Here is a 20,562-nt window from a genome sequence, read left to right as displayed (position 1 = left end):
AGCGATGCTGAATTAGGATGATTCGCCCTGATGAAGACGAGCAAACGGTTCGAAGCCTTTGCCGCTGGGCCAGCGTGACGGCGCAAACGGCGAGGCCGAATTGGCAATATCGGGCCGGAAACGCCGGCGAAGTTCACTGACCAGCCTTTGAGTATCCAGGTTAATTCCCTGCCCCTGGGCGTCCAGGATGCCCTTGCGAATAATGCGAATGGTTTTCTTATCAATATCAATCACCAACGTGCAGCCGCCCGAAAATTGGTAATCGGGCAACTGACGGTTGGCCCGCTCATCCCGGACGCTAACCTGGAATCGTTGCATCAGGGTCAACACGACATGATTGATCACGTTGGTATCCGGTCCCACCCGCTGAGCGCGGTGTAAGGTGTGCACTTCAAAGCTGACATGACCCTTTTCGAAGTTTTCTTTTAAGTTAGGCTGATAAACGTCCAGTATGGTCAAGGCATACTGTTCCTGGAGCAGTTGCCGGGCGACCTGCTGACCCGTGCATAACGTCGGATAATCTTTTTTTCGGAATAAAATACCCGTTAAGTCCTGAAGTCGGTCTCTCGTTTCAGGATGAGCATTCGTAAAGAGATAGTGCAATCGTCGCCTGTAATCCTGCGAAATTAGAAACAGTCGTTTACGGTTGTCGGCCTGAACGTCGGTCTTGGTTAAGAAACCTGCCGTTTCATTGTAAAAATGTTGCGCCAGATACCAGAACTGGGTCAGAAACAAGTCAATCTCTTTTTGTTTGGTATTCCTGACATTCAGCGTTGATTCCAACTTTTTTGTGCTGTAGTCTGCCCCATGCACTTTTATATCCCCCTGGTACGTAGAAACTAAGTCTGCGTCCTTTGAGGAACCTTTACCTTTCTTTTGCTGATCCTGCAAATAGCTGGTCATTGCGTTTTTCAATGAATCCAGTTGCGTGGTTATGTTGAACATGTAATCCTGAGCAATCTTCATCAGCTCGTCTTTCTGCCTATTGGCTTTATTCTTCTGCTCATTCGCAGATTTCTTGCTTTCCAGTGCTTGATCGGAGAGCTTTTTAGCAAACGGCGCAACAACTCGGGCGTCGTAGGGTAGGTATTCGGCTTCGAGAATGAGATCGTCGATTTTCTGAAACAAGCTCGTTAAAGACGACGTAGCTTTACTTTCGGTTTCGGCATCGCTCTCTTTCGTCTCGTCGCGGCTACTACCGATAATGTCCTGCCGGGTGTAGGCATAATAGGTCAGGTTCTCAACCGATAGCGTCCGTATCGATGCTGGGTAAATACCCCGCCGTTTGAAGGCTTCAATTAACGCAATCCTGTAGCCTAGCTGATCGTCGGGAACCAGATCAACGTCGGCAGTAATCAGCGCTCGTAAGAACTCGCCAAAGCTGGTGCCAATGGGTGGGCAGTAGTCCAGCGCCCGAATGCAAAGTGACAGAAATTGTTTGGCGGTGCGGGAGGCTTCGGTAGCCAGTCGTTTTACTAAATCGGACCGGATGTCACCGGCCGGCAAAACCCCCGTTCCATCCGTCGCGATCCGGTATAGATCGAAGGTACGTTTCTGGTAAATATTCAGAAACGCTTCAAAGATAGACGCCACCAGAATACTGCCTCTGGCGTGGGGTTCTAACTGACTCCGTAACAGGCTTGGGTCGGGCTTTATCGATTCCCACTCCCCCTTATCGTTAACCTGGCCAATTGCGTCCCGCAGCGCGCCGTAATTGCCGACAGCCAGCCCAAACTGCTGCGCTAATTCGGACAACAACTGTTGCCCCCGCAGTTCGCCACGGGTTTTGGCAATCTGATTCTCCAATACGTCCGGAAACGTAAAATGCTGAAAGAGAGCAACCAGGTCGGAAAATGCCTCGTGTAAGGCTAATGTATCTTCATGAACCGGGAATACGTACCCTTTATAGATGCCATCGATCAGAGCATGAGTGACCTCGTGGCTGATGATATCGTGGGAGAGGCAGGTAAAGACCAGACTACCTGGCATTAGGATACTTTCGTCGGTGGGCCGGGCCGAGAAATAGCCGAACAGCACTGCTTTTTTGTCGGAACTGTAATAGGCATTGGCTTCCCGGAGGGCATGTGGATACAGCCGCAACCGTTGCACGAACCCTTCACTTTTACCATGCTGAGTGTCGTAATCGCTTGATGACCACTGAATGGGCCGTCCCAGTGCCTTTTCGAAATTCTGAATGGTCGTCATCGCAACGGCATAGACCATCTGCTGGTGAAACTGGGGATTACTCTCTGAAGGAGGCAATCCATCCTGAACCATCAGTTGTGGGTCATTGAGATCGACAGGTGGGTAAAATACGCCACTGGCCGGGTCAATATCCACCACTTCGACGTACTCTCCTATCGGACCCGGTTTCAGCTCTTCCCAGTAAATCGGGTACACAATGGTATTAATTCCAAATAAGTCGAGCCGATTAGCGAAGCTGGGATCAAAGGCATAGCCACGGAGCCGACGATACACCGGCTTTAGCGACGCGTCCTTAATGTTTAGTTCAAACTTAGTATCGGCCAAGACATTCGTGTTTTTCTACAAAAAGAATAGACTAGTAGTCGAAAAACAACGGGAAATTTCCCGTTTGTAGAGGTCTTGCAATGCGACAGCTTATGGAGCCTTACCAAAAATCACATTCGTATAGCCTATGAAAATGCATGCCTGGCTGGTAATGTTACCAGCCAGGCATGAAAAGCAGGCTCATCGTTAGTCCGTTAGTGTACGGCTATTTCGTTAACCATAGTTAAAACAGGCGGACCAAACGCGCCCAACTATTTTCGGTTGGCATAATCGAAAGGGATAACCAGATTATACTTTACATTGACAGGATGGCCGTTCTGCTTACCGGGTGTCCAGGCAGGCATGGTCTGCACTACACGAATGGCTTCTTCATCAAGACCATAGCCATAGCCTTTTAATACATTCACATCCTGAATACGGCCTTCGTAGGTCACAATGAAGGAGACGAACACCTTGCCCACAACTTTTGCGTTGAGGGCGGCTTCCGGATAGCGTAAGTTCTGCCGAAGGTAAGGGCCGATCTGACCGTTTCCACCCGGAAAACTGGGGGGCACCTGCACAACCGTAAAAACTTCTTCCACCATAGGCGATTGATCAGGGGACCGGGTTGCGGGTGTAGTTGTAGTCTGGCTCGATTGCGGAGGCATACTATGCTGACTACAGGCCATTGTAAAACCAGTCAGAAGTATACCAATCAGTACTAGTAGCCTGTAGCTCGTGGCGAAACGGTTTCTTCGTGAGTGAACCATAAATGTGTGGTTGGTTGCTGTGAACAATGAATGCTGTTTGATTACCTTGATGAGTTAGTGCCCGTAAGGTGATGGTCGTCCCTGACGTTCTATTACTCATCAAAACCCAGGGACAATGTAGCTTTTCGCTACATGGAGCGGTAAAGAATTTTAGCATTCGGTCAATGTACCCGATTACATCGGGTAATCACCTGGGAAGGAGCGGGTGTTGCCGAAGAAACAAGCGAAGCAGAAATTAGCGCAACTCTGGGCGATCTTACGCAAGGAGATAGCCCATTGACTTGGCCAAAGCGGATAAGCCGCAGGTCGAATCAACCGGCTGGTTGGTGCAGTGCAAAAACACGTTTTACGTAGCCTGTAGCCTGTCCCCAGGGCGTTCAACCGGAACGCTATGGCTGGTCTTGGCGGGTCATTACAAATTTGCGATGAAGCAGTTTGACGCCTTTGTATATCGTCACGTTGATGGCATCGGGCTTGAGCATCTCGACCTCGGCGCTTAAGGAAATACCCGTCTTGGGATGAATCAAGCGGCCCCCACCCCACACGTCGCCATCGTAGCGAAGATTGCGGATCAGAACGCTATCTTTCACTAAGCCAAAGTTTTGCTCACCGGCCTGATCAACGTTGGCTACCCGGGCGAAGTAAAGACCGCCTTGTCGATAAATATCAACGCTGGACCCTTTTGAAGGAAATTGCCACCGACCAATCAAGCGGTCTGCTGGTTGATCGGCCCGAGCGCCCAACACCAGGAAAAGCGCGAAGATAAACCAAAGTCGACGTTGAGACATAACGATGCATGGGGGTTGCAAGACGAATCGAAAAGTGACAAGGCTTGAGAAGTACGATAGCTAATGAAGCTACCGAGTAACAAAAATAACAGCCTGACTTGATTGAGCAAGCGGAGCCACCCCTAGCCCGGTAAATCGATAGAAAGGAAATACACCCCAACACATCTGAATTCTTAACAAACTGTGTAGGCTTCTGGGGGTTCGGATGGGCTTCTATACGGTTTAGGGCCAATTTTACAACCTCATCCAGCCCACTCCAGTAAACATGTATACCCCCTTTTTACGGCGTTTGGTAAAAACAAATGGGAATTAGTAAGAAGAATTATAAACGTACACGAAAGAGCAGGCCGGTGGTAGCGACGACTTCAGCTACCACCGGCCTGCTCAACCTGATGCGATGCCAAAGTACATCATCGCATGAAATACGCACGAGCGGTCTACTTGTTTGACGAACAAGGCCGTTTTGAAAAAGCAAGGGCGACTATCCCTATTGGCTTTTTCGACCCTACTTTAAGTCGAAAACGGCCTGCCGGATGGTACGTTAATGCGCTGACGAGCCGTTGGGTACGCTAGTTTCTTGGCGGTGAATTTCGCAGTAACATACTCGACCATATCGATCTCACCGGTGATGGTATCGCCCGCTAGTTTCCCATGAAAGGTCATCACCAGGTTATCTCCCGGTATACTGTAGCGGCTTTGGAAGCGAACAATATCGCCGTCAATATTGCCCAGTAATTCCCGGTCGGCAAACTCACCTTTGTGCGTTCCGGTCAAATAGTTACCGTCTTGTTTTTCAAGAATAAACGTGTGTTGACTGGTACTGGTATAAAACTCGATGGTGACTTCCCAACGGCCACTGATATCGGCAGCGGGGGCTTTCATTTCAGCCACTACAGCCGGGCGACTACGCTTCCGGCTCAGAATCTCGTGAACGCGCTGGGCGACAATAACCTCATTGCCAGCGCCCATCATATAAGCGGCAATCGAAATCGAGGTAGTCGCCGTGGCAGAGGCCGATGGAGTCTGCCCCCGGCGAGAACCCACCCCCACAGCAACCCGGGGTTTGGTCGTTGCCAGTTCGTCGGCCACTTCCTGACCGGTGATATTGAGCTTTTTCTCATCCCAACTGATGGTCAGCATTGGGGTAGCGTTATCGAGGGCGCCTTCCGCCGGTCTACGCAGGTCAAGCTGCACACTATCAATACCGGATACTTTTTTGGAAATCGTTTCCAGCCAGGATACCCAGGTATTCATTTCGGCCTGATGATCCCGTACGGCCCAGGCTTCCACGGCCGCCAGCATTCCAATCTGCTCCTCCCGTCCGATCTTGTTGTTGCGGCAGGGACCATGATGCGGAGCACTGGCCTGCCAGGCCGACATCAGGATGTCTTTATTACCCAGCATCAAACCGGCGCTCTGTGGTCCGCGGATTACTTTTCCTCCACTATAGGCTACCACACTAGCCCCCGCCTGAAGATGTATATTGGGAATGGTCAGCCGCTCGGCGGCCGCATCGACCAGAATGGGCACTTTCCGGGGTTTGGCTAATTTTGCCACATTCTGCACTGTCCAGGGTGCTTGTCCCGGCATCATATAAATCAGGGCGGTGCGGGGACTGATAGCCTCTTCCAACTCCTCAAGGCTGTTCACGGTGATGATGGTCACCCCACAATTACGGATGGCATGATCATACACATTGCGGGACGACCGGGGAATGATCACTTCGGTTTTCTCGAACCCGTCCAGGTTGGGGATTCGGATGAGCTTTTCGGGGTTCCCACCCGCCAGAATGCCCGCGGTTACCTCATTCATGCCCGCAGCACAGCCCGATGAAACCATGCCCCATTCGGCACCGGTGATTTCAGCCAGCCGCTTTCCAATACCGAACGCCAGCTCGTCAATCTGCACGTTGTACCGACTGGCGTATTCCATAGCTTCCTTTACTTCGGGCAGTTCCATGGATGCCCCAATAATAGTAAACGTACCCCGGCAGTTAATGATCGGTTCTACCCCAATGGATTGGTAGATCTGCGGTCCCGCCTTCAATGGACCCGCTACGGCGGTTACATTAGCGGATGCTTTTGTAAACCAGTTCATCGGGGTGTTTCCCTCCGCCAGGGCATCCGTACCGCTAAGCAGGCCACCCGCCAGGGGCAGTAGGCTTAATTCTTTTAAAATTTCTCTTCGTTTCATAGGTCAACGATTTTTGTCTCGACTAGTGAGGAACTAATTAATCAGTGAGTACACCCGTCCTGACTCCAGCGTCAGCGAACCGCAATAACGGCTTATTTTTCGTATGCAGTACCCCACGTTATACATTATCGACCAGGACTCGCTCGGATTCTGGCATTTCCTCTTTGGGCGGATGCCGGTGCCACCAGGATGCCAGAATCGAGCCCGTGATATTCATCAATGGGCCGAAGACGGCTGGTGCCAGACCAACTGTCGCAACTTTACCCATCTGGTTGGCCAGTCCCGAGGCAAGTCCCCCATTCTGCATGCCCACCTCAATGGCAATGGTGCGGCAGTCGCGTTCGTTCATGCGGAACAACCGGCCCGACCAGTAGCCCAGAAAATAGCCGAATAGGTTGTGCAGCAGTACCAGCCCAATCAGCGAAGGGCCAATAGTCAGTAACTTGTTCTGCCCGGCGGCTGTAATGATAGTAATGATAAAGCCAATCCCAACCATCGACACCAGGGGCATGGCCTCATCGAGCCATTTGGCTTTTCCGCTCAGGAACGTGTTGAATAGTAATCCGGCCCCAATCGGAAAAATCACCATTTTAAAAATATCCCACATCATATCCAGTACGTTGATGTCCACGAGTGCCCCGGCGAAAACCTTCATCAGCAGGGGTGTCAGAAAAGGGGCCAGCATGGTCGAAATGGCCGTTATGGTAATGGACAGGGCCAGGTTCGCTTTGGCTAAATACGAAATCACATTGGAGGCCATCCCGTTGGGAGAGCAACCAATGAGTATAATACCGGCCGCAATCTCGGGCGGAAAACCACTCAGGCTGGCAATGGTAAAGCCAATGGTAGGCATAATGATAAAGTGGCTGCCTACGCCAATGAGCACCCCTTTCGGCATTTTGATCACCCCAACAAAATCCTCCGCGCTCATCGACGTACCCATCCCGAACATGATTAGCTGAATCAGTGGGGTAATGAGCCTGCTGAACGTAAATCCGTTCAGGTCAACAAAATAGGCGGGGTAATACAAGGCCGTCGTGACGGCCGCAAAAATCATGACCGTGTAGGCAAACCCTTTCAGGGCGTCGCTGGTCCGGAAAGCCAGCGCAATACTCAGAAAGAACAGGATGAGCAGCGGCCCCGCCTGATCCAGATGACCGGTGGCTGCCATACCCAGCGTCATAAGCAGGCTGAGAGCCCCAACGCCCCAAAAAAGTTTAGCTGTCATTATCAACGGGTTTATGAACCATAGGCCTGTTACCGACGGCCGGGCGTATCGATGAGAAAGGTTTCGAGATTGCCCCGGTCCTGAAGGGTTACGTAGGCCGTACGGTTGTCTTTGCCACCAAATGTAATGTTGGACGGTTTTTTACCCGTCAGCACGATTTCCTGCAAAATTTTGCCCGCAGGCGAAACCTTCACGACCGTGCCTTTACCATGACGGGCAATGTACAGATTGCCCGCCATGTCGCAGCGCATGCCGTCCATACCGAAATCCCCGAATTCGATCAGCAGTCGCTTATTCCGTATGGTTCCAGCCGGGGACAACTCATACGCCCAGACTTTGCGCTGCACCGACTCGTTTACGTAGAGGGTTTTGCTGTCGGGACTAACCTCGACCCCGTTGCTGGTCCCCATATTTTCTTCCAGCAATGTTACCTTCCCATCCGGATCGATTCGCCAGAGATTACCGGTATTCGCTTTCCAGTTCGGGTCGCTGGCATATAAACGGTCTTTGTTATCAATAGCAATATCATTCGGCTGGTTCATACGGGGCTCGCTGGCGAAAACAGCTACCTGCTTTGACCCGCTGGCTACCCGCAAAATGTTGTGTTTGGGGTAATCGGCAATAAACATGTCCCCCCGTTGATTGAACCGAATTCCGTTACCAATACTGCCCTCCGGCAGAGTGACGAATAAACTAGCCTGCCCGTCGGGTGTAACTTGGCCGATGGTACCCTGGCGCTCGAAATTAACCGCATAGAGCGTCCCTGCCTTGTCGACGGCGGGGCCCTCTACGCCCGAAGTAAAACTGTTTACGGGTGTAAATAGGCGGGCTTTGAAGAGTTCATCTTCAACGGATCGATTCGCAGTAGCGACGGTCAAGAAGGCGGCTGCAATTGTCCACAGTCGGATAGGCGATGTCTTTCGTCTTCGGTTCATCAGTCAATCGTGAAGGGGGATTAGATGTAGGCAATGCAGTCCATTTCAACCAGCGAATCGCCGGGAACGCCCCCATACACGGCTACCGTAGTCCGTACGGGCGGCTTGCTGCCGAATCGTCCTTTATACACCTCGTTCATGGCTTTGTAGTCGTTCAGGTCGTGCAGAAATACTGTTACTTTCAGCACTTTTTCCATGGATGAGCCCGCCTTAACGAGTTCTTTTTCCAGTTCTTTAAGTACCTCGTCCGTGTGGATTTTGATATCGCCTTCCTTATGGTACCCTTTTCCGGCCACAAACACTAGGTTACCAAGTTTAGTAGACCCCGAGAAAAGAGGTACGTCCTGGTGATTCACCACGTTATAGGCTTCTTTTTCGGTCACGGGGGCTGGCTCCTGCTGACTGGCAGCTTTTGTCGTGGTAAGACCCAGACCGGCTACGCCGGCAGCGGAAGCAAATAATCGTTTGAGTAATGAACGGCGCTGTGTTTGCATAAGTAGTATAAAAATTAAAGGATTATTGATAAGAACGTAAACGGATAGCTGGCAGACCCGATTATTCGAAAATCAAGGTGCCAAACTTTTTGAATTCGTGAAAATTACCGGGTGCCTTGGGCGTTGTTTTTTGCCAGGTCCAGGTTGTGTAGCCCTGGTCATAATCAATTCGGTACAAGTTGGCCCGCCATTGGCTACCCGGTTTGGGTGTCGTCTGAACAAGCGGTTGCAGCAGGCGATAGGGAATGAAGAACTCGGCCATCCAGCTTTTGATGGGCGACAGGCTTTTTTTCTCGCCACCCTGCACACTGGTTTGGTGCCTTGTCTGCAGGGCGCCCTGATAATGCCAGGGTCGCCAGCCCTGAAACTTTCCGTTCAGGTTGGGGACCAGGATCGCCAGTTCATAGTTCAGGGGCGAAATTTCATACTCCAGGTAAATAGGGACGGATTGATCGGGCCAGAGAAACACTTCCACAACGTCCTCTTTAAATAAAGATGCGAAATCTTCGGTGAGGGTAGCGCTAAGTTTCTGATCTTCACAGAAAAATAAAAAATAGACCCCTGTATCCGAGTACAAAAGTTTAGCCCGCGTGGCGAGCGCGTTACCCGACGACTCCTGTACGGTGATAGGTACCCACTCCGTTTTGGCCCAATTGCTGGCTGACCCGTTGCCCGTGAGGGTAAAATCAGTGGTCTTCCTGACAACAAGCTGGCCAGTGTCCTGGGCGTGAGCGCCAATGACTACGACGAAGCAAAGGATAACGAGCCGAAACGAAACTAGCGGGCGAAAGACCATATCGTGTATGCACTCCGGGAGCGCTTAAAGTAGAGACTGTGGTTTTGTTGTATTTTTTGCACTAACTGGGTAAAAGGCGTAGACTGTCAAGCGCAGATGCCGCCTACGAGCGCGGGCGCTGGGTGACGACCACTGGATTGGCAATACCGTTGAGATCGTAGACGATTTTTCCATTCCGGATGGTCATCTCGCAGCTAAGCTTTTGTTTGCCCTCCACTTTATAGCCAGTATAATCAAAAAAGCCGAAAGGCGTGACGTCACGAGCCGAAAAACGACCATTTTCCAGATTCAGGATGGCGACATCGGCCACCGACCCTTCGGTTAAATGGCCTAGTTGGGGCCGTTTGATGGCTTGCGCCGAAGACCAGGTACTGGCTTTGATCACGCTTGGCAAATCCATGCCCATGGCCATAAATTTCGACATCACGTTCAACATGTCTTTCATGGCGTTGTTCATGCTGCCCGTGTGAATATCGGTGCTGATTGTGTTGGGATAAAAGTTACTTTTTAGGGCCGGAATGGCCTGCGAGAAGGCAAAGCTGATGCCGCCGTAGCCTACGTCAAAAAGAACGCCTTTCTTCTGGGCTTCCCAGACAAACGGCTTAACCTGTTTGGTCGCCACATCCACAATCGGCTCCCGGCTTCCCAATTGGCCGAAGCAGTGCGTGTAAATATCGCCCGGACGCAGATGTTTCAGAAACAGTTCTTCGATAGACAAGGTCGGTCTGCTACCCCCAAAATCAATCATAACGGGCACATCGGCCAGCTTAGCCGCTTCTACGGCCCGGTCGGTCGGAGTCCAGTCGTGACCGTTGAAGTGGGCCAGCTTGACCCCTACTACCTGGTCGGGGTAGCGTTTGGCCATCTCAGCCGTTTTCTGGGAATCCATGTCCTCGATGTTCTGCTCGAACTGGCTGCCCCGCATCCCACTACCCACAATATTCAACAGGGCGAGTACCCGCGTCTGGGAAATGTCGATGGTTTGTTTTTTAAACGTTTCGAAATCGCGCCAGCCCGAGCAGCCCGCATCCACAACGGTCGTTACTCCGTTGCGAAAGGTGAACACATCGGGGGGCAGCGCATTGGGGCCGTTGCTGTAAGTCTGATCCAGGTTGGTGCCGAAAAACACGTGGGTGTGCAGATCGATCAGTCCGGGCGTTACGTAGAGCCCTTTGGCATTGACCACCTGCCGGGCCCCCTTTGCATCGATCGTTTTAGCAACTTTCGCAATCTTACCATCGGCAATGGCCACATCCATGATAGCATCGATGCCGTTTTTGGGATCAATTACATGGCCGCCTTTGATAACGACAGCGTAGTCCTGAGCCAGTGCCAGTTCACTGAGTAAGGTAAACACAAAGAAAATAAATCGCTTCATCGATAAGAGTTCGTTTGGTGCCCGGCTCCATCTGAGTTGCGGGAGGGGCTTTTCTGATTCCGTTAGAGACCGTCTAAAATTTTATTGGATGAGCATTTTTGTCATGCTGACGAAGGAAGCATCTTAGGGTATCATCATCCCCGTGTTAGGCTACCTTAAGATGCTTCCTTCGTCAGCATGACAAAATCACTGCTTTTACCTTATCGTAGAAAAATTTAAATAGCTGCTTAAACCTTCTGCTTTTTGTCTTTCCGCTTGGCTAGTTTATCGTTGGCGGGCAGCGTGATTTTCCAGATATCTCCGCCAGCTTTGCCGCCATATTCGATCACATAGACCGTATTGCCAATTTGCAGCGCATCGCTGGGGCTGGTAAAGCCGTTGACAATCCGGGTTGTCTTGACTTTATAGTTATCAGCAGCTTTGTCGTAGAGCAGGTGCAAATGCAACAGGTCCTTGCCTTGTTTGCGCAGCGGATTTGGATTGTTGGCGCCGTTTTTACCTCCCCCTGCATACCGAATCACAAAACCATCGCCCTGGAGGTCGCTTCCCAGTTCGTCGTGGATGTCAAAAAACAAGCCCAGCGGAGAGCTGTGCGCATTGAAGGTACCAATCGTTACACCCGTTGAGTCGCCATCCATCACCTTACCGGTTGCCCGGTCGCGGTATTCATTTGCATCGGGACCCAGGTTTTGTACAGAGGGTGTAAATGTTACCCCCTGTGGTTTCCTGGGAAATTCGGGGTCATTCCGGAAGTAGCGCATCAGCCAGGCATGGGCAAATTTGCTCATAAACGGATCATTATCGGGGTTTGGCTGCCAGTTGGGGTCCTGCTGTGGGTTGTCAATGCCGCCCATAATCCAGGGAAAGCCGTAATGACGTCCCTGCCGCACCCAGAACATATCTTCAGGATGGTCATAATCGCCGGAGTTCGACACCGCGAACAGCTTACCGTCGGCGTCAAATGCCATGTCGTAGGCGTTCCGGATACCCTCGGCGTAGATGTAGCCATCGGCTTTGAGCTTGGCTTCATCATTCGTCAACAGCAGGTTTTTGGCCTTCACCGGGAACCGGAAAATCCGGGCCGTCAGCGCATTGTCGCGTGCGTTTGGGTACACGCCCCCATTATCCTGGACTTCCCCGTGGTCGGTGCGGGCACCCGTGTTCACATACACGTATTTCTGATCCGGACTGATTTCCAGCGCATTCCAGCCGTGATCAAAGGTTGTTTTATTGGTACCATATTCCACGGTGTTAAACACTTCCGTCATCTCGGGTTTTCCTGCCTTCTGCATGTCGTAGCGAACCATCCGGCCTTTGGTGCCTTTGTTGTTGTTCACGCTGATGTTGCCGGCTAAAAACAAGGTATTCTTTAGAAAAGCAGCCCCCTGCAAGCGGGTGATGCCGTGGTCTTCTGCGGAGAAAACTTTTTGAGAAGTGGGGGCCTGCCCCGGCGACTCAACGATCTGGTATACCTCGCCGGTAAATGTCGTGTAATAGACAGCACCAGTGACAGGATTCCGGATAAGTCGTACGGCTTCGGGCACGACTTTCATGTAATGTTCGACGTTAACATCCGGGCGCAGGGCAACCGGTGGCAGGGTCGGTTGCACGGTAGCGGTCTGAGCCATAATCAGTCCCGAACTGGCGAGCGCCAGGTTGAGCAGACTGGCTCTTAGCAGAAACAGCGTTGAGAGTTTCATGTTGAAAAAGACTAATTGGAATTGGATAATTTTCGGAGATAGGCAACCAGCTGCCAGCGTTGTTCGTCGCCGAAGGCTTCTTTAAAAGCGGGCATATTACCCCGACCCGTCGAGAGTTTCCAGAACAAGATACCGTCGCTCTGGCTTTTTACCGGATTGCTGTGAAAATTGGCCGGTGTCGCCCCCAGGGCTCTGCCCGCTGCCCCGTCGCCATAACCCGTTTCGCCATGACAGGAAGCACAGTATAAATTGTACAGCTCTTCGCCCTGCTGAATGGTCAGGGGTTCATACGGAAAGGGGCTTTTTAAGGTGTCGGCCCAAGCTGGCGCTTTCCATCGACTCACCGTATCGGTCGCCGTTGTGACGGCTTCTGGCTTTGGGGACTTACCCGCCGTGAACGAACTTAGCGCAAACGCGCCCAGGCTGCCCAGCACTAAAAAAGGAATGATTACTCGACTACGCATATACTACTAATCAGTTATTTGAATGGAAAGGGTGGCAGCCTAGCGGGAGATCTGGGTCTGCCCATACCAACTAATCGACATCCCACCAGATCGGCGTAAAGGGACTATCTTTATTATCCAGGTACTTTTTGACCGCTTCATCGACGGCGGCTTTACTAGCGTTGGTAATGATGGTGGGGTACACCAGCCGTTTGATGAATTCGCCATCCGGAACCGCACCCCCGCTGTTGTTGACTTTGACCGGGTAGAGCTTTGGATACCCGGTTCGGCGAAACTCAGACCAGCCTTCCACGCCTTCGGGCCAGATGGCAATCCATTTTTGGGTAATGATCCGTTCGAGCTGCCGTTCCAGGCTGACACCGTCTTCCCATTTCACCGTGATGGTGGTCAATGCGGGCGAGTTATTGTCTGCATTTTTCGGGTCTACGTAGGGCGTTTGTGTGCTCACACTATTCAGGTACGTATCCACGCCAGCCGCGCCCAGGGTTTTAAACGAAAGCCGAATCCCATTTTCGTAGAAATCTTTAGCCGAACCACCGCCCATGTTCCAGCCGCGCAGAACGCCTTCGGCCCGCAGGAAGTAACTTTCGGCAACGTCCATAATTTTGATAGGCGTCGTTTTGGTAAACAGCAGTTCGGAGTAGCCCTGGTAGCGGCCTTTCTCCGGAATCACGACGCCCGCCCGAATGCCTTTGATCTGGCCTGCCACGGCGGCATCTTTAGCGCCGACGGCGTAATACGGCAGGCGAGGATCGTTAAAGCCGGTCAGGTATGTTTCAACCGGTGCGGCCAGCCGGATATCCGACCAGGAGTACGTAATCTGTTCCAGGGGGTGGGTGTTGGTCGGAATGACCTGAAATGATTTATCACCGTCGGCCAATACGCCCCACTTATGACTAACGGCGGCTTCGGCCTCCGTTTTGGCTTTGGCCGGGCTTACTTTCGCAATCCGGATCGCCAGTCGCAGACGAAGCGTGTTAGCCATTTTCACCCATTGTTTGTAATCACCCGCGTACGTGGTTTTATCGAATTTGGCAAAGCGAATCAAATCCGCAGATGGATTGGCATCTTCGGCGGCCGTCAGGGTTTTAATGGCCTGATCGAGTTCGGCAAAAAAGGCGTTGTACGCTTCTTCTTCAGAATCGAAGGCGACTTCGCTGCCGCTGCCGTATTTAGTGTACGGCAGTGGGCCCAGCACATCCACCATGCGGTGCGCAGCCGCGACTTTAAGCATAAGGGCAATGGCGTACAGATCCGGGTATTTGGTATCAAATCCCTTCTTCTTCATCTGCAACCATTGATCCAGCACCCCGACGGCGGGGCCACTCCAGACCGTACCATTCCAGCCATCGACCAGGGAATAGGTCGTATTGTTTTTATTGTCCAGGAAAGGGGTGGGCGTCATCAGCATACCCGAATACACGTCTGCATTCAGATTTTGCTGTAACTGGTAGGTTCCCGTAACCGTAGCCACAATCCGGTTCTGCATCAGCGGCAGCAGAATTCCGCCTTCATTGGCATCCGCTTCCAGTTGCTTATCCGTAATCAGTTTATTATCCTGATTCAGGGTTTCCATGTAGTCTGTACAGGAGGAGGCCACCCAGACCAGCAAGCCTACCCCCAGGACCAGTGTATGCCGTATAGAATTCGTTGCGATCGATTTCATGATTCCGAGATAGCGTAGTCGTATTTAGAAAGAGGCCCGAAGCGTAACACCGTATGAGCGCGTGGCCGGTAGATTGAAGCCTTCTATGCCCTGCAACCCGTTGGCGGAGGTGATGCTGACCTCCGGATCAAAGGGTGCATTTTTGTAGAAGAAGAACAGGTTACGGGCCACCAGGGAAAGATTTATGTCTTTAATGGCTTTGCTGAACTTCGGCAGTGTATAGCCCAGGGCCAGCTCGCGCAACCGCACGTTCGTTGCGTCGAACATGTACTTTTCGGCGGCCGCCGACCGGTCGCCTTTTCCCGATATGTACGAGTAATACAACTTGGCGTCGATCAGCTTGTCGTTTACCATAACCCCGCCGTTGTCACGGGCATCCCCTGTCCGCTTCGATAAGCCTTTAAAATCCAGCCATTGCTCGGTAATCGAAGCGACTTTGCCCCCAAATCGGCTGTCGATCAGGAAAGACAGCGAAAGGTTTTTGTAGGCAAACCGGTTGTTGAAACCCAGTAGAAATTTAGGGTTCGCATTGCCCACATACTGATCCGGCTGAGCCGACAATACGGGTAGCCCCTGGCTGTCAACTTTCAGCGATCCGTCTTCATTGTACTGGAACGTGCGGCCAAATAAATCGCCGTAGGAGCCGTAATGACCATCTTTGGGCCGGGTCAGGAAAAGCGACACCAGCCGCGTATTACCCGCATCGGTTAGCACGAACCGTTCGGCGTTCAGAAGCGTACTCAGTTCACGAATCTGGTTGATGTTCCGGGAGAAGTTAACCGTTGGCGACCAGCGTAGCCCACCCATTTCGGCATTGTAGCCCACAATGGCTTCCACGCCCATATTCCGAATGGTTCCGCCGTTGATCCAGAAGTTAGCCGCCCCCGAGCCCGCCGGGGCCGCAATTTGAAATACCTGGTCGTAGGTCGTTGCGTTGTAATAGGTCAGGTTAACACTCAGCCGATTTTTGAACAGCTTCAATTCCGTCCCGAATTCGTAAGAGCGGGTCCGTTCGGGTTTTAACCGGGTCGTATCCGTGCCGCTGAAGTAAGGCAGCGTTCCTCTTGCATTGACGTTTTCGTCGTTTCCCAGCGAATACGGTGGTGTCAGGTTAGCTACCCCGAACGGCAGTGCGTTTCCGACCTCGGCGTACGAAGCCCGTAGTTTGGCAAATGACACAACATTGGTCGATTTAACCGTTTCCGTTAAGTCGTACGATAAGCCCACCGATGGGTAAAAGAAAGCTTGTTTGATGGTTGAAGACCATTCGTTTCGGGCGGTCAGATCCAGAAACAGCGTTTCTTTATACCCCAGGGTTGCCGTGCCGAACAGGGCCTGACTCAGCCGGTTCTGCTCGCTTTCGGCGGAATTAAACAAACCCTGCAGGCCGTAGACGGAGAAGAAATTGGGATAAGACAGGCCGGTCTGGGACGTACTGCTTAGACTGACGCTGGTTAAGCCGTTCTGCGTATTGCTGAACCCTACCGTTGCCGACAGAAAGAAGTTCCTGTTCAGGTCCTTGGTGCCGGTTAGCAGCACATCGGAATAGAGCTGATCATTGTTGGTGATACTTTTGGCGTAGCCACCGTTGGCATGTGCCAGAACCGGGTCGGAGGAAGCGTAAATCCGTTGTTCGTAGGTATCCGTCACCTTGTCGTAGGTAGCCCGGCCCTGCAGCGTGAGCCAGTCTCTGACGGCATATTTTGCGGTAAAGGAAAAGATCGTCCGATTCCGGAACAGGTCACTTTGGTTTCGGTTCTGAATCCAGTACGGATTCTGGTTGGAACTGGCTTCATTCCGAATGTAGGGCCAGTTTTGAACGTACATCATCCGGTCCTTATCCCAGACTTCAAAGTTGTTCCCACTGTACTTAGCCATGTCGTCCCCACTGGGAAACAAGTACAGACTAAAGATCGGGCTGTAGTAAAAGCCAGACTGCGGCCGGTTATATACTTTCTGCTCGATGTAATTGACGGAGCCATCCAGTGTCAGCTTGTTGTTAAGCAGATGCGTCGTTCCCCGCAGATTGATATTGTGGCGGGTCAGGTCATTTTTCGGAACAATGCCGCCCGACTTCGTATTGGCGTAGGAGATGTAAAACTGGCTGACATCATTGCCATTCGAAACCGAAAGGCTGTTCAGGTAATTGGTGCCTGTCCGAAAGAAATCGCGGATGTGGCGATTACTGCCATTGGTGATTTTAGCTCCCCAGCTATCGTTAACACCGGGTGAGGTTTGGCCGTAGCCGGTTTGTGTCTGCGGCAGACCGATCGGGTTTTCAAACGTGGCCGTGGACGAGAAATCAATTTTAGCCGTTCCTTTTTTGCCTTTCCTGGTGCTGATCAGAATAACCCCGTTGGCCGCCTGACTACCATATAGGGCCGCTGCGGAAGCGCCTTTCAGGATCTGCATGCTCTCGATGTCTTCCGGGTTCAGGTTCGAGATGGCATCTCCACCATCCGTAGCCCCAAACAAGGTCGTTCCCTGCGTACCCATCGCATTGTTCATCGGAATTCCATCGATCACATACAGGGGCTGGTTGTTGCCCGTAATGGATTTATTGCCCCGCAGAAGCACCCGGGCCGATGAGCCGGGGCCTCCGCTGCCTTTGGTGATTACGACCCCGGCCGTTTTTCCCGCCAGCGTGTTGATCAGGTTTGGATCCTTGACGCTGTTAAGCTCCTGGGCCGTAATATTCTGGGTTGCGTAGGTAACGCTACGGGTATCTTTTTCCAGTCCCAGGGCCGTCACGATGACTTCCCCAATCTGGGTGACCTCTTCACTCATGGTCACATCAATGACCGAGCGATCCCGAACAACCACTTCCAGGCTCCGGTAACCGATGTAGGAGAAAACGAGCGTGGTGTTTTCGTCGTCTACGGTAATGAAATAGCGCCCGTCGGCGTTCGTGGCTGTGCCCCGGCTGTTTCCTTTAATGAGCACATTAACGCCGGGCAGTGGGGTACCCTTATCGTCTTTAACCGTGCCATCGACTTCTTTGACCGCCCGTTCCGGCTGGACGACTGACAGATTGATCGCTTTCGGGGGAACCGTCCCGGCGCTTTTTGCCGTGATGATAATATTTGTTTTAACCTGCGTAAAAACTAATTCCGTGCCTTTTAAAATAGCGTTCAGGGCTTCCTTCACAGAGGTTTTTTCCAGCGTTAAGGAAATTTTTTTCTGGCTGTTCAGTCGATCGACGCTAGCGATAAACTTGAAAGGACTTTTCTTTTCAATGGCAATGAAAGCCTCCTGCAAGCTGGCCTCCTTCAGGGTCAATGAAATTTTGTATTCATCGATGGTTTGATAGAGCACATGACCCGAAGCTCCTGCTGGGTTAATCAACCCCCAAATTACCCACACGAGTAGCGGCACTCGCCGTCGATAGCGCTGTAACAAATCGGTTAGCATGAGTGGTTGTGCTGATAGCATAGCATGAAAATAAGAGGTTAAGAAACGGGTGTAACGTTACGTATAGGCAAAAGCAATCCTAAAAAACTGATTTTCAGTTTTTTACATCAAAAGCAAACGCATTTTTCACTACTTATCTACTAGCAGCCTCCGCCATAAATCTTCACCACGCTGCCCTCTATTTTATACTGGAATGAAGCGGATAGACTGAGCAACGATAATACCTCTTTCAGGCTGGCTTGAGGCTCGAAACTGGCCATAATCGTACATCGTTTCAAGGCTTCATTTTCCAGTTCAATCGTAATGTTATAACGACTCTCGAGAGTCTGGATAATGTTAGCCATCGAACTGTTCCGAAAATTCAGGCTATTCATACGCCAGGCTGCAATGGACGAAATACTAACGGTATCTATATACGTCTTTTCATTTTTCCGGTCGAAAACGACTCGTTGCTTCGGAATTAGCTGGGCTATCTTTTCCCAGCGGGTTCCCGCTGCCTTACTCACTTCTACTTTGCCCGTGGCGACCGAAATGGTGGCAACGGATTTGTCGGCATATGTTTTGACGTTAAACGATGTCCCCAGAACGCGCGTTGCCAGCCCTGCACTCTGCACCACAAAGGGTTTCTTTTTATTGGGTACTATCTCAAAAAACCCTTCTCCGGTGAGCATAACCGTACGCTGGCCAGTAGCAAACGTTTCCGGATACCGAAGGCTGCTGTTTTCATTCAACCAGACCAATGATCCATCCGGCAGCCGGACCTGCTTCCGTTGACCAGCCTGGCTAATTTGCTCTATAGTCCGAATTGATTTTCTATTTAATGAAAGGCCTGATTGGTTTTTCCAAAAGACGGATACCAGTAATAACACGGAAACACTGGCGGCCATGACCCATTTATAAATCGGCTTGACGGGAAATCGGTTAGGTTGTGGCTGGTCTACGCGGGACTTCTCCAGTTTAGCCCGAAGCAGATTTTGTCCTTCTTCAATAGGAAACCGTTTATCTTCCCTGAGCGGAGTAACTTTTCTCCACGCAGCTTCCATCGTTTGAAAAAGCGTAAAGTTTTCAGGAGTTTCCAGCCATTGCTCAACTTGTAGCCGCTCATCCTGACTACATTCACCAGATAAATATTTTGCAAGTAAAGCCCATGGCGTAGTGTCAGACATGTAATTTTTCACTTTCTGGTAGTAAGACAAAAAAAAAGCAGGCGTACCCCTACTCAACCTAAATTATTTTTTCAAACTTTTTGACCGTGCCTCATTTAGCGCGTAATAAATACGATAGAGCTTCTGTCAATAACGTATTCATTGTCGTAAATGCAGGGGCTCGTTTGGCAAGTTGCGTTAACGATCCAGAACGTCTGAATGCATCGATTCGACGAATACCGTACGGGCGAGTAACTTCACACGGCTGGCCAAGGATTTATCCGATAGCGGGAAGAGAGTGGTAGGAAAAATCGTCCGGCGACATCGGGAGGGGCAGTTGTCCGGACGACGTTTTAATTGATAGGTTGTTCAACGCGATTAAAGAGTACTCGTAGCTGCTTAAGGGCCTGCCCCATCTGATTCTCAACGGTTTTCACCGAAATATTCAGGATATCCGCAATTTCATTGTAGGTAAACCCCTCAAATCGGTTTAACTGAAAAATGATTCGTCTTTTTTCGGGCAGTTGGTCAATCCGACTCGCTAAATACACCTCCAGTTCCTGAAACAACATCGTATCCAGGGGCGTATACGTCTCGTCCTGCGTGGTATCATCTAACTCATCGAACTCCTTCAGTTCATGGTGCAGGTAATTAATGGCGGTATACCGGGTTGCTTTGTACAGGTAGCTTCTTACGTGGTATTGAAGATTCAGGGTTTTACGCTTTTCCCAAAGCCTGACAAACACATCGGCGACAATTTCCTGAGCGATATCATCCCGTTTGGAAAGCTGGGCCGCAAACCGGCAGAGTGGGGCATAATACTTTCGGAAAAGACAGTCCAAAGCTTTACTATCATCCTCCTTCATCAAGTAAATAAGGTGTAGGTCACTTTGTTTATTGTCCATACAAATAGGATACCTCTAGCAACATAACAACAATAATAGCTGTTTTTTCTGGTTAATGACAGCCTATTATTAGTTCGTAATTAAATTTAACAGAATTTTATCCTCCTGGCATCAAGTTTGACTATTAACGAAGGCTTGCCTGCGCGCCGAGGCTCAGCAGGCATACCAATTACCAGCTTTC

At 51.0% G+C, this 20,562-nt stretch carries 15 protein-coding genes; all 15 read right to left on the bottom strand.

Annotation, left to right across the window (positions count from 1 at the left end; genetic code table 11):
* Window positions 1–12: 12 nt before the first annotated feature.
* Window positions 13–2,529 (bottom strand): hypothetical protein, encoded by a 2,517-nt coding sequence (locus ACYU8Y_RS25315; RefSeq protein ID WP_460940955.1) that lies wholly within the window; start codon window positions 2,527–2,529, stop codon window positions 13–15.
* 251 nt (window positions 2,530–2,780) lie between these two features.
* Window positions 2,781–3,176 carry an energy transducer TonB gene (locus ACYU8Y_RS25310; RefSeq protein ID WP_460940954.1) on the bottom strand — a complete coding sequence of 132 codons (396 nt, stop codon included), beginning with the start codon at window positions 3,174–3,176 and terminating at the stop codon, window positions 2,781–2,783.
* Window positions 3,177–3,667: 491 nt separating this feature from the next.
* The gene (locus tag ACYU8Y_RS25305) at window positions 3,668–4,066 is read right to left on the bottom strand and encodes a DUF2147 domain-containing protein (protein ID WP_460940953.1); all 399 of its coding nucleotides are present in this window, start codon (window positions 4,064–4,066) and stop codon (window positions 3,668–3,670) included.
* Window positions 4,067–4,576: 510 nt separating this feature from the next.
* Entirely contained in the window at window positions 4,577–6,259 is a 1,683-nt protein-coding gene (locus ACYU8Y_RS25300; RefSeq protein WP_460940952.1) for a selenocysteine synthase, read from the bottom strand.
* 118 nt (window positions 6,260–6,377) lie between these two features.
* On the bottom strand, window positions 6,378–7,487 hold the full coding sequence (locus ACYU8Y_RS25295; protein WP_460940951.1) for a bile acid:sodium symporter family protein: 1,110 nt from the start codon (window positions 7,485–7,487) through the stop codon (window positions 6,378–6,380).
* 29 nt (window positions 7,488–7,516) lie between these two features.
* On the bottom strand, window positions 7,517–8,422 hold the full coding sequence (locus ACYU8Y_RS25290; protein ID WP_460940950.1) for an SMP-30/gluconolactonase/LRE family protein: 906 nt from the start codon (window positions 8,420–8,422) through the stop codon (window positions 7,517–7,519).
* Between the two features lie 20 nt (window positions 8,423–8,442).
* The gene (locus tag ACYU8Y_RS25285; RefSeq protein WP_460940949.1) at window positions 8,443–8,916 is read right to left on the bottom strand and encodes a RidA family protein; all 474 of its coding nucleotides are present in this window, start codon (window positions 8,914–8,916) and stop codon (window positions 8,443–8,445) included.
* A gap of 61 nt (window positions 8,917–8,977) precedes the next feature.
* Window positions 8,978–9,712, bottom strand: coding sequence for a carbohydrate-binding family 9-like protein (locus tag ACYU8Y_RS25280; protein WP_460940948.1), 735 nt, complete (start codon window positions 9,710–9,712; stop codon window positions 8,978–8,980).
* Between the two features lie 103 nt (window positions 9,713–9,815).
* Window positions 9,816–11,090, bottom strand: a complete 1,275-nt coding sequence (locus ACYU8Y_RS25275; protein WP_460940947.1) for an amidohydrolase/deacetylase family metallohydrolase — start codon at window positions 11,088–11,090, stop codon at window positions 9,816–9,818.
* Window positions 11,091–11,317: 227 nt separating this feature from the next.
* Entirely contained in the window at window positions 11,318–12,790 is a 1,473-nt protein-coding gene (locus ACYU8Y_RS25270; protein WP_460940946.1) for a PQQ-dependent sugar dehydrogenase, read from the bottom strand.
* Window positions 12,791–12,801: 11 nt separating this feature from the next.
* Window positions 12,802–13,254 (bottom strand): c-type cytochrome, encoded by a 453-nt coding sequence (locus ACYU8Y_RS25265; protein WP_460940945.1) that lies wholly within the window; start codon window positions 13,252–13,254, stop codon window positions 12,802–12,804.
* Window positions 13,255–13,324: 70 nt separating this feature from the next.
* Complete coding sequence (locus ACYU8Y_RS25260) at window positions 13,325–14,920, bottom strand: SusD/RagB family nutrient-binding outer membrane lipoprotein (protein ID WP_460940944.1); 1,596 nt, start codon at window positions 14,918–14,920, stop codon at window positions 13,325–13,327.
* 24 nt (window positions 14,921–14,944) lie between these two features.
* Window positions 14,945–18,352, bottom strand: coding sequence for a SusC/RagA family TonB-linked outer membrane protein (locus ACYU8Y_RS25255; protein WP_460940942.1), 3,408 nt, complete (start codon window positions 18,350–18,352; stop codon window positions 14,945–14,947).
* Window positions 18,353–18,471: 119 nt separating this feature from the next.
* A complete protein-coding gene (locus ACYU8Y_RS25250; protein ID WP_460940941.1) occupies window positions 18,472–19,374 on the bottom strand; it encodes a FecR family protein in 903 nt (300 codons plus the stop codon).
* 455 nt (window positions 19,375–19,829) lie between these two features.
* Window positions 19,830–20,381, bottom strand: coding sequence for an RNA polymerase sigma-70 factor (locus ACYU8Y_RS25245; protein ID WP_460940940.1), 552 nt, complete (start codon window positions 20,379–20,381; stop codon window positions 19,830–19,832).
* Window positions 20,382–20,562: the final 181 nt, after the last annotated feature.

It is taken from the genome of Spirosoma humi (assembly GCF_054776575.1).
The sequence above is the reverse complement of the archived record's forward strand: the minus strand, read 5'-3'. Positions and strand labels throughout refer to the sequence as shown.

Bases quoted from the DNA above. Each gene is read 5' to 3' on its own strand.
- ACYU8Y_RS25310 (WP_460940954.1), bottom strand. From the start codon at position 3,176: ATGCCTCCGCAATCGAGCCAGACTACAACTACACCCGCAACCCGGTCC.
- ACYU8Y_RS25285 (WP_460940949.1), bottom strand. From the start codon at position 8,916: ATGCAAACACAGCGCCGTTCATTACTCAAACGATTATTTGCTTCCGCT.
- ACYU8Y_RS25300 (WP_460940952.1), bottom strand. From the start codon at position 6,259: ATGAAACGAAGAGAAATTTTAAAAGAATTAAGCCTACTGCCCCTGGCG.
- ACYU8Y_RS25250 (WP_460940941.1), bottom strand. From the start codon at position 19,374: ATGGAAGCTGCGTGGAGAAAAGTTACTCCGCTCAGGGAAGATAAACGG.
- ACYU8Y_RS25290 (WP_460940950.1), bottom strand. From the start codon at position 8,422: ATGAACCGAAGACGAAAGACATCGCCTATCCGACTGTGGACAATTGCA.
- ACYU8Y_RS25280 (WP_460940948.1), bottom strand. From the start codon at position 9,712: ATGGTCTTTCGCCCGCTAGTTTCGTTTCGGCTCGTTATCCTTTGCTTC.
- ACYU8Y_RS25265 (WP_460940945.1), bottom strand. From the start codon at position 13,254: ATGCGTAGTCGAGTAATCATTCCTTTTTTAGTGCTGGGCAGCCTGGGC.
- ACYU8Y_RS25295 (WP_460940951.1), bottom strand. From the start codon at position 7,487: ATGACAGCTAAACTTTTTTGGGGCGTTGGGGCTCTCAGCCTGCTTATG.
- ACYU8Y_RS25305 (WP_460940953.1), bottom strand. From the start codon at position 4,066: ATGTCTCAACGTCGACTTTGGTTTATCTTCGCGCTTTTCCTGGTGTTG.
- ACYU8Y_RS25275 (WP_460940947.1), bottom strand. From the start codon at position 11,090: ATGAAGCGATTTATTTTCTTTGTGTTTACCTTACTCAGTGAACTGGCA.
- ACYU8Y_RS25260 (WP_460940944.1), bottom strand. From the start codon at position 14,920: ATGAAATCGATCGCAACGAATTCTATACGGCATACACTGGTCCTGGGG.
- ACYU8Y_RS25245 (WP_460940940.1), bottom strand. From the start codon at position 20,381: ATGGACAATAAACAAAGTGACCTACACCTTATTTACTTGATGAAGGAG.
- ACYU8Y_RS25270 (WP_460940946.1), bottom strand. From the start codon at position 12,790: ATGAAACTCTCAACGCTGTTTCTGCTAAGAGCCAGTCTGCTCAACCTG.
- ACYU8Y_RS25255 (WP_460940942.1), bottom strand. From the start codon at position 18,352: ATGCTATCAGCACAACCACTCATGCTAACCGATTTGTTACAGCGCTAT.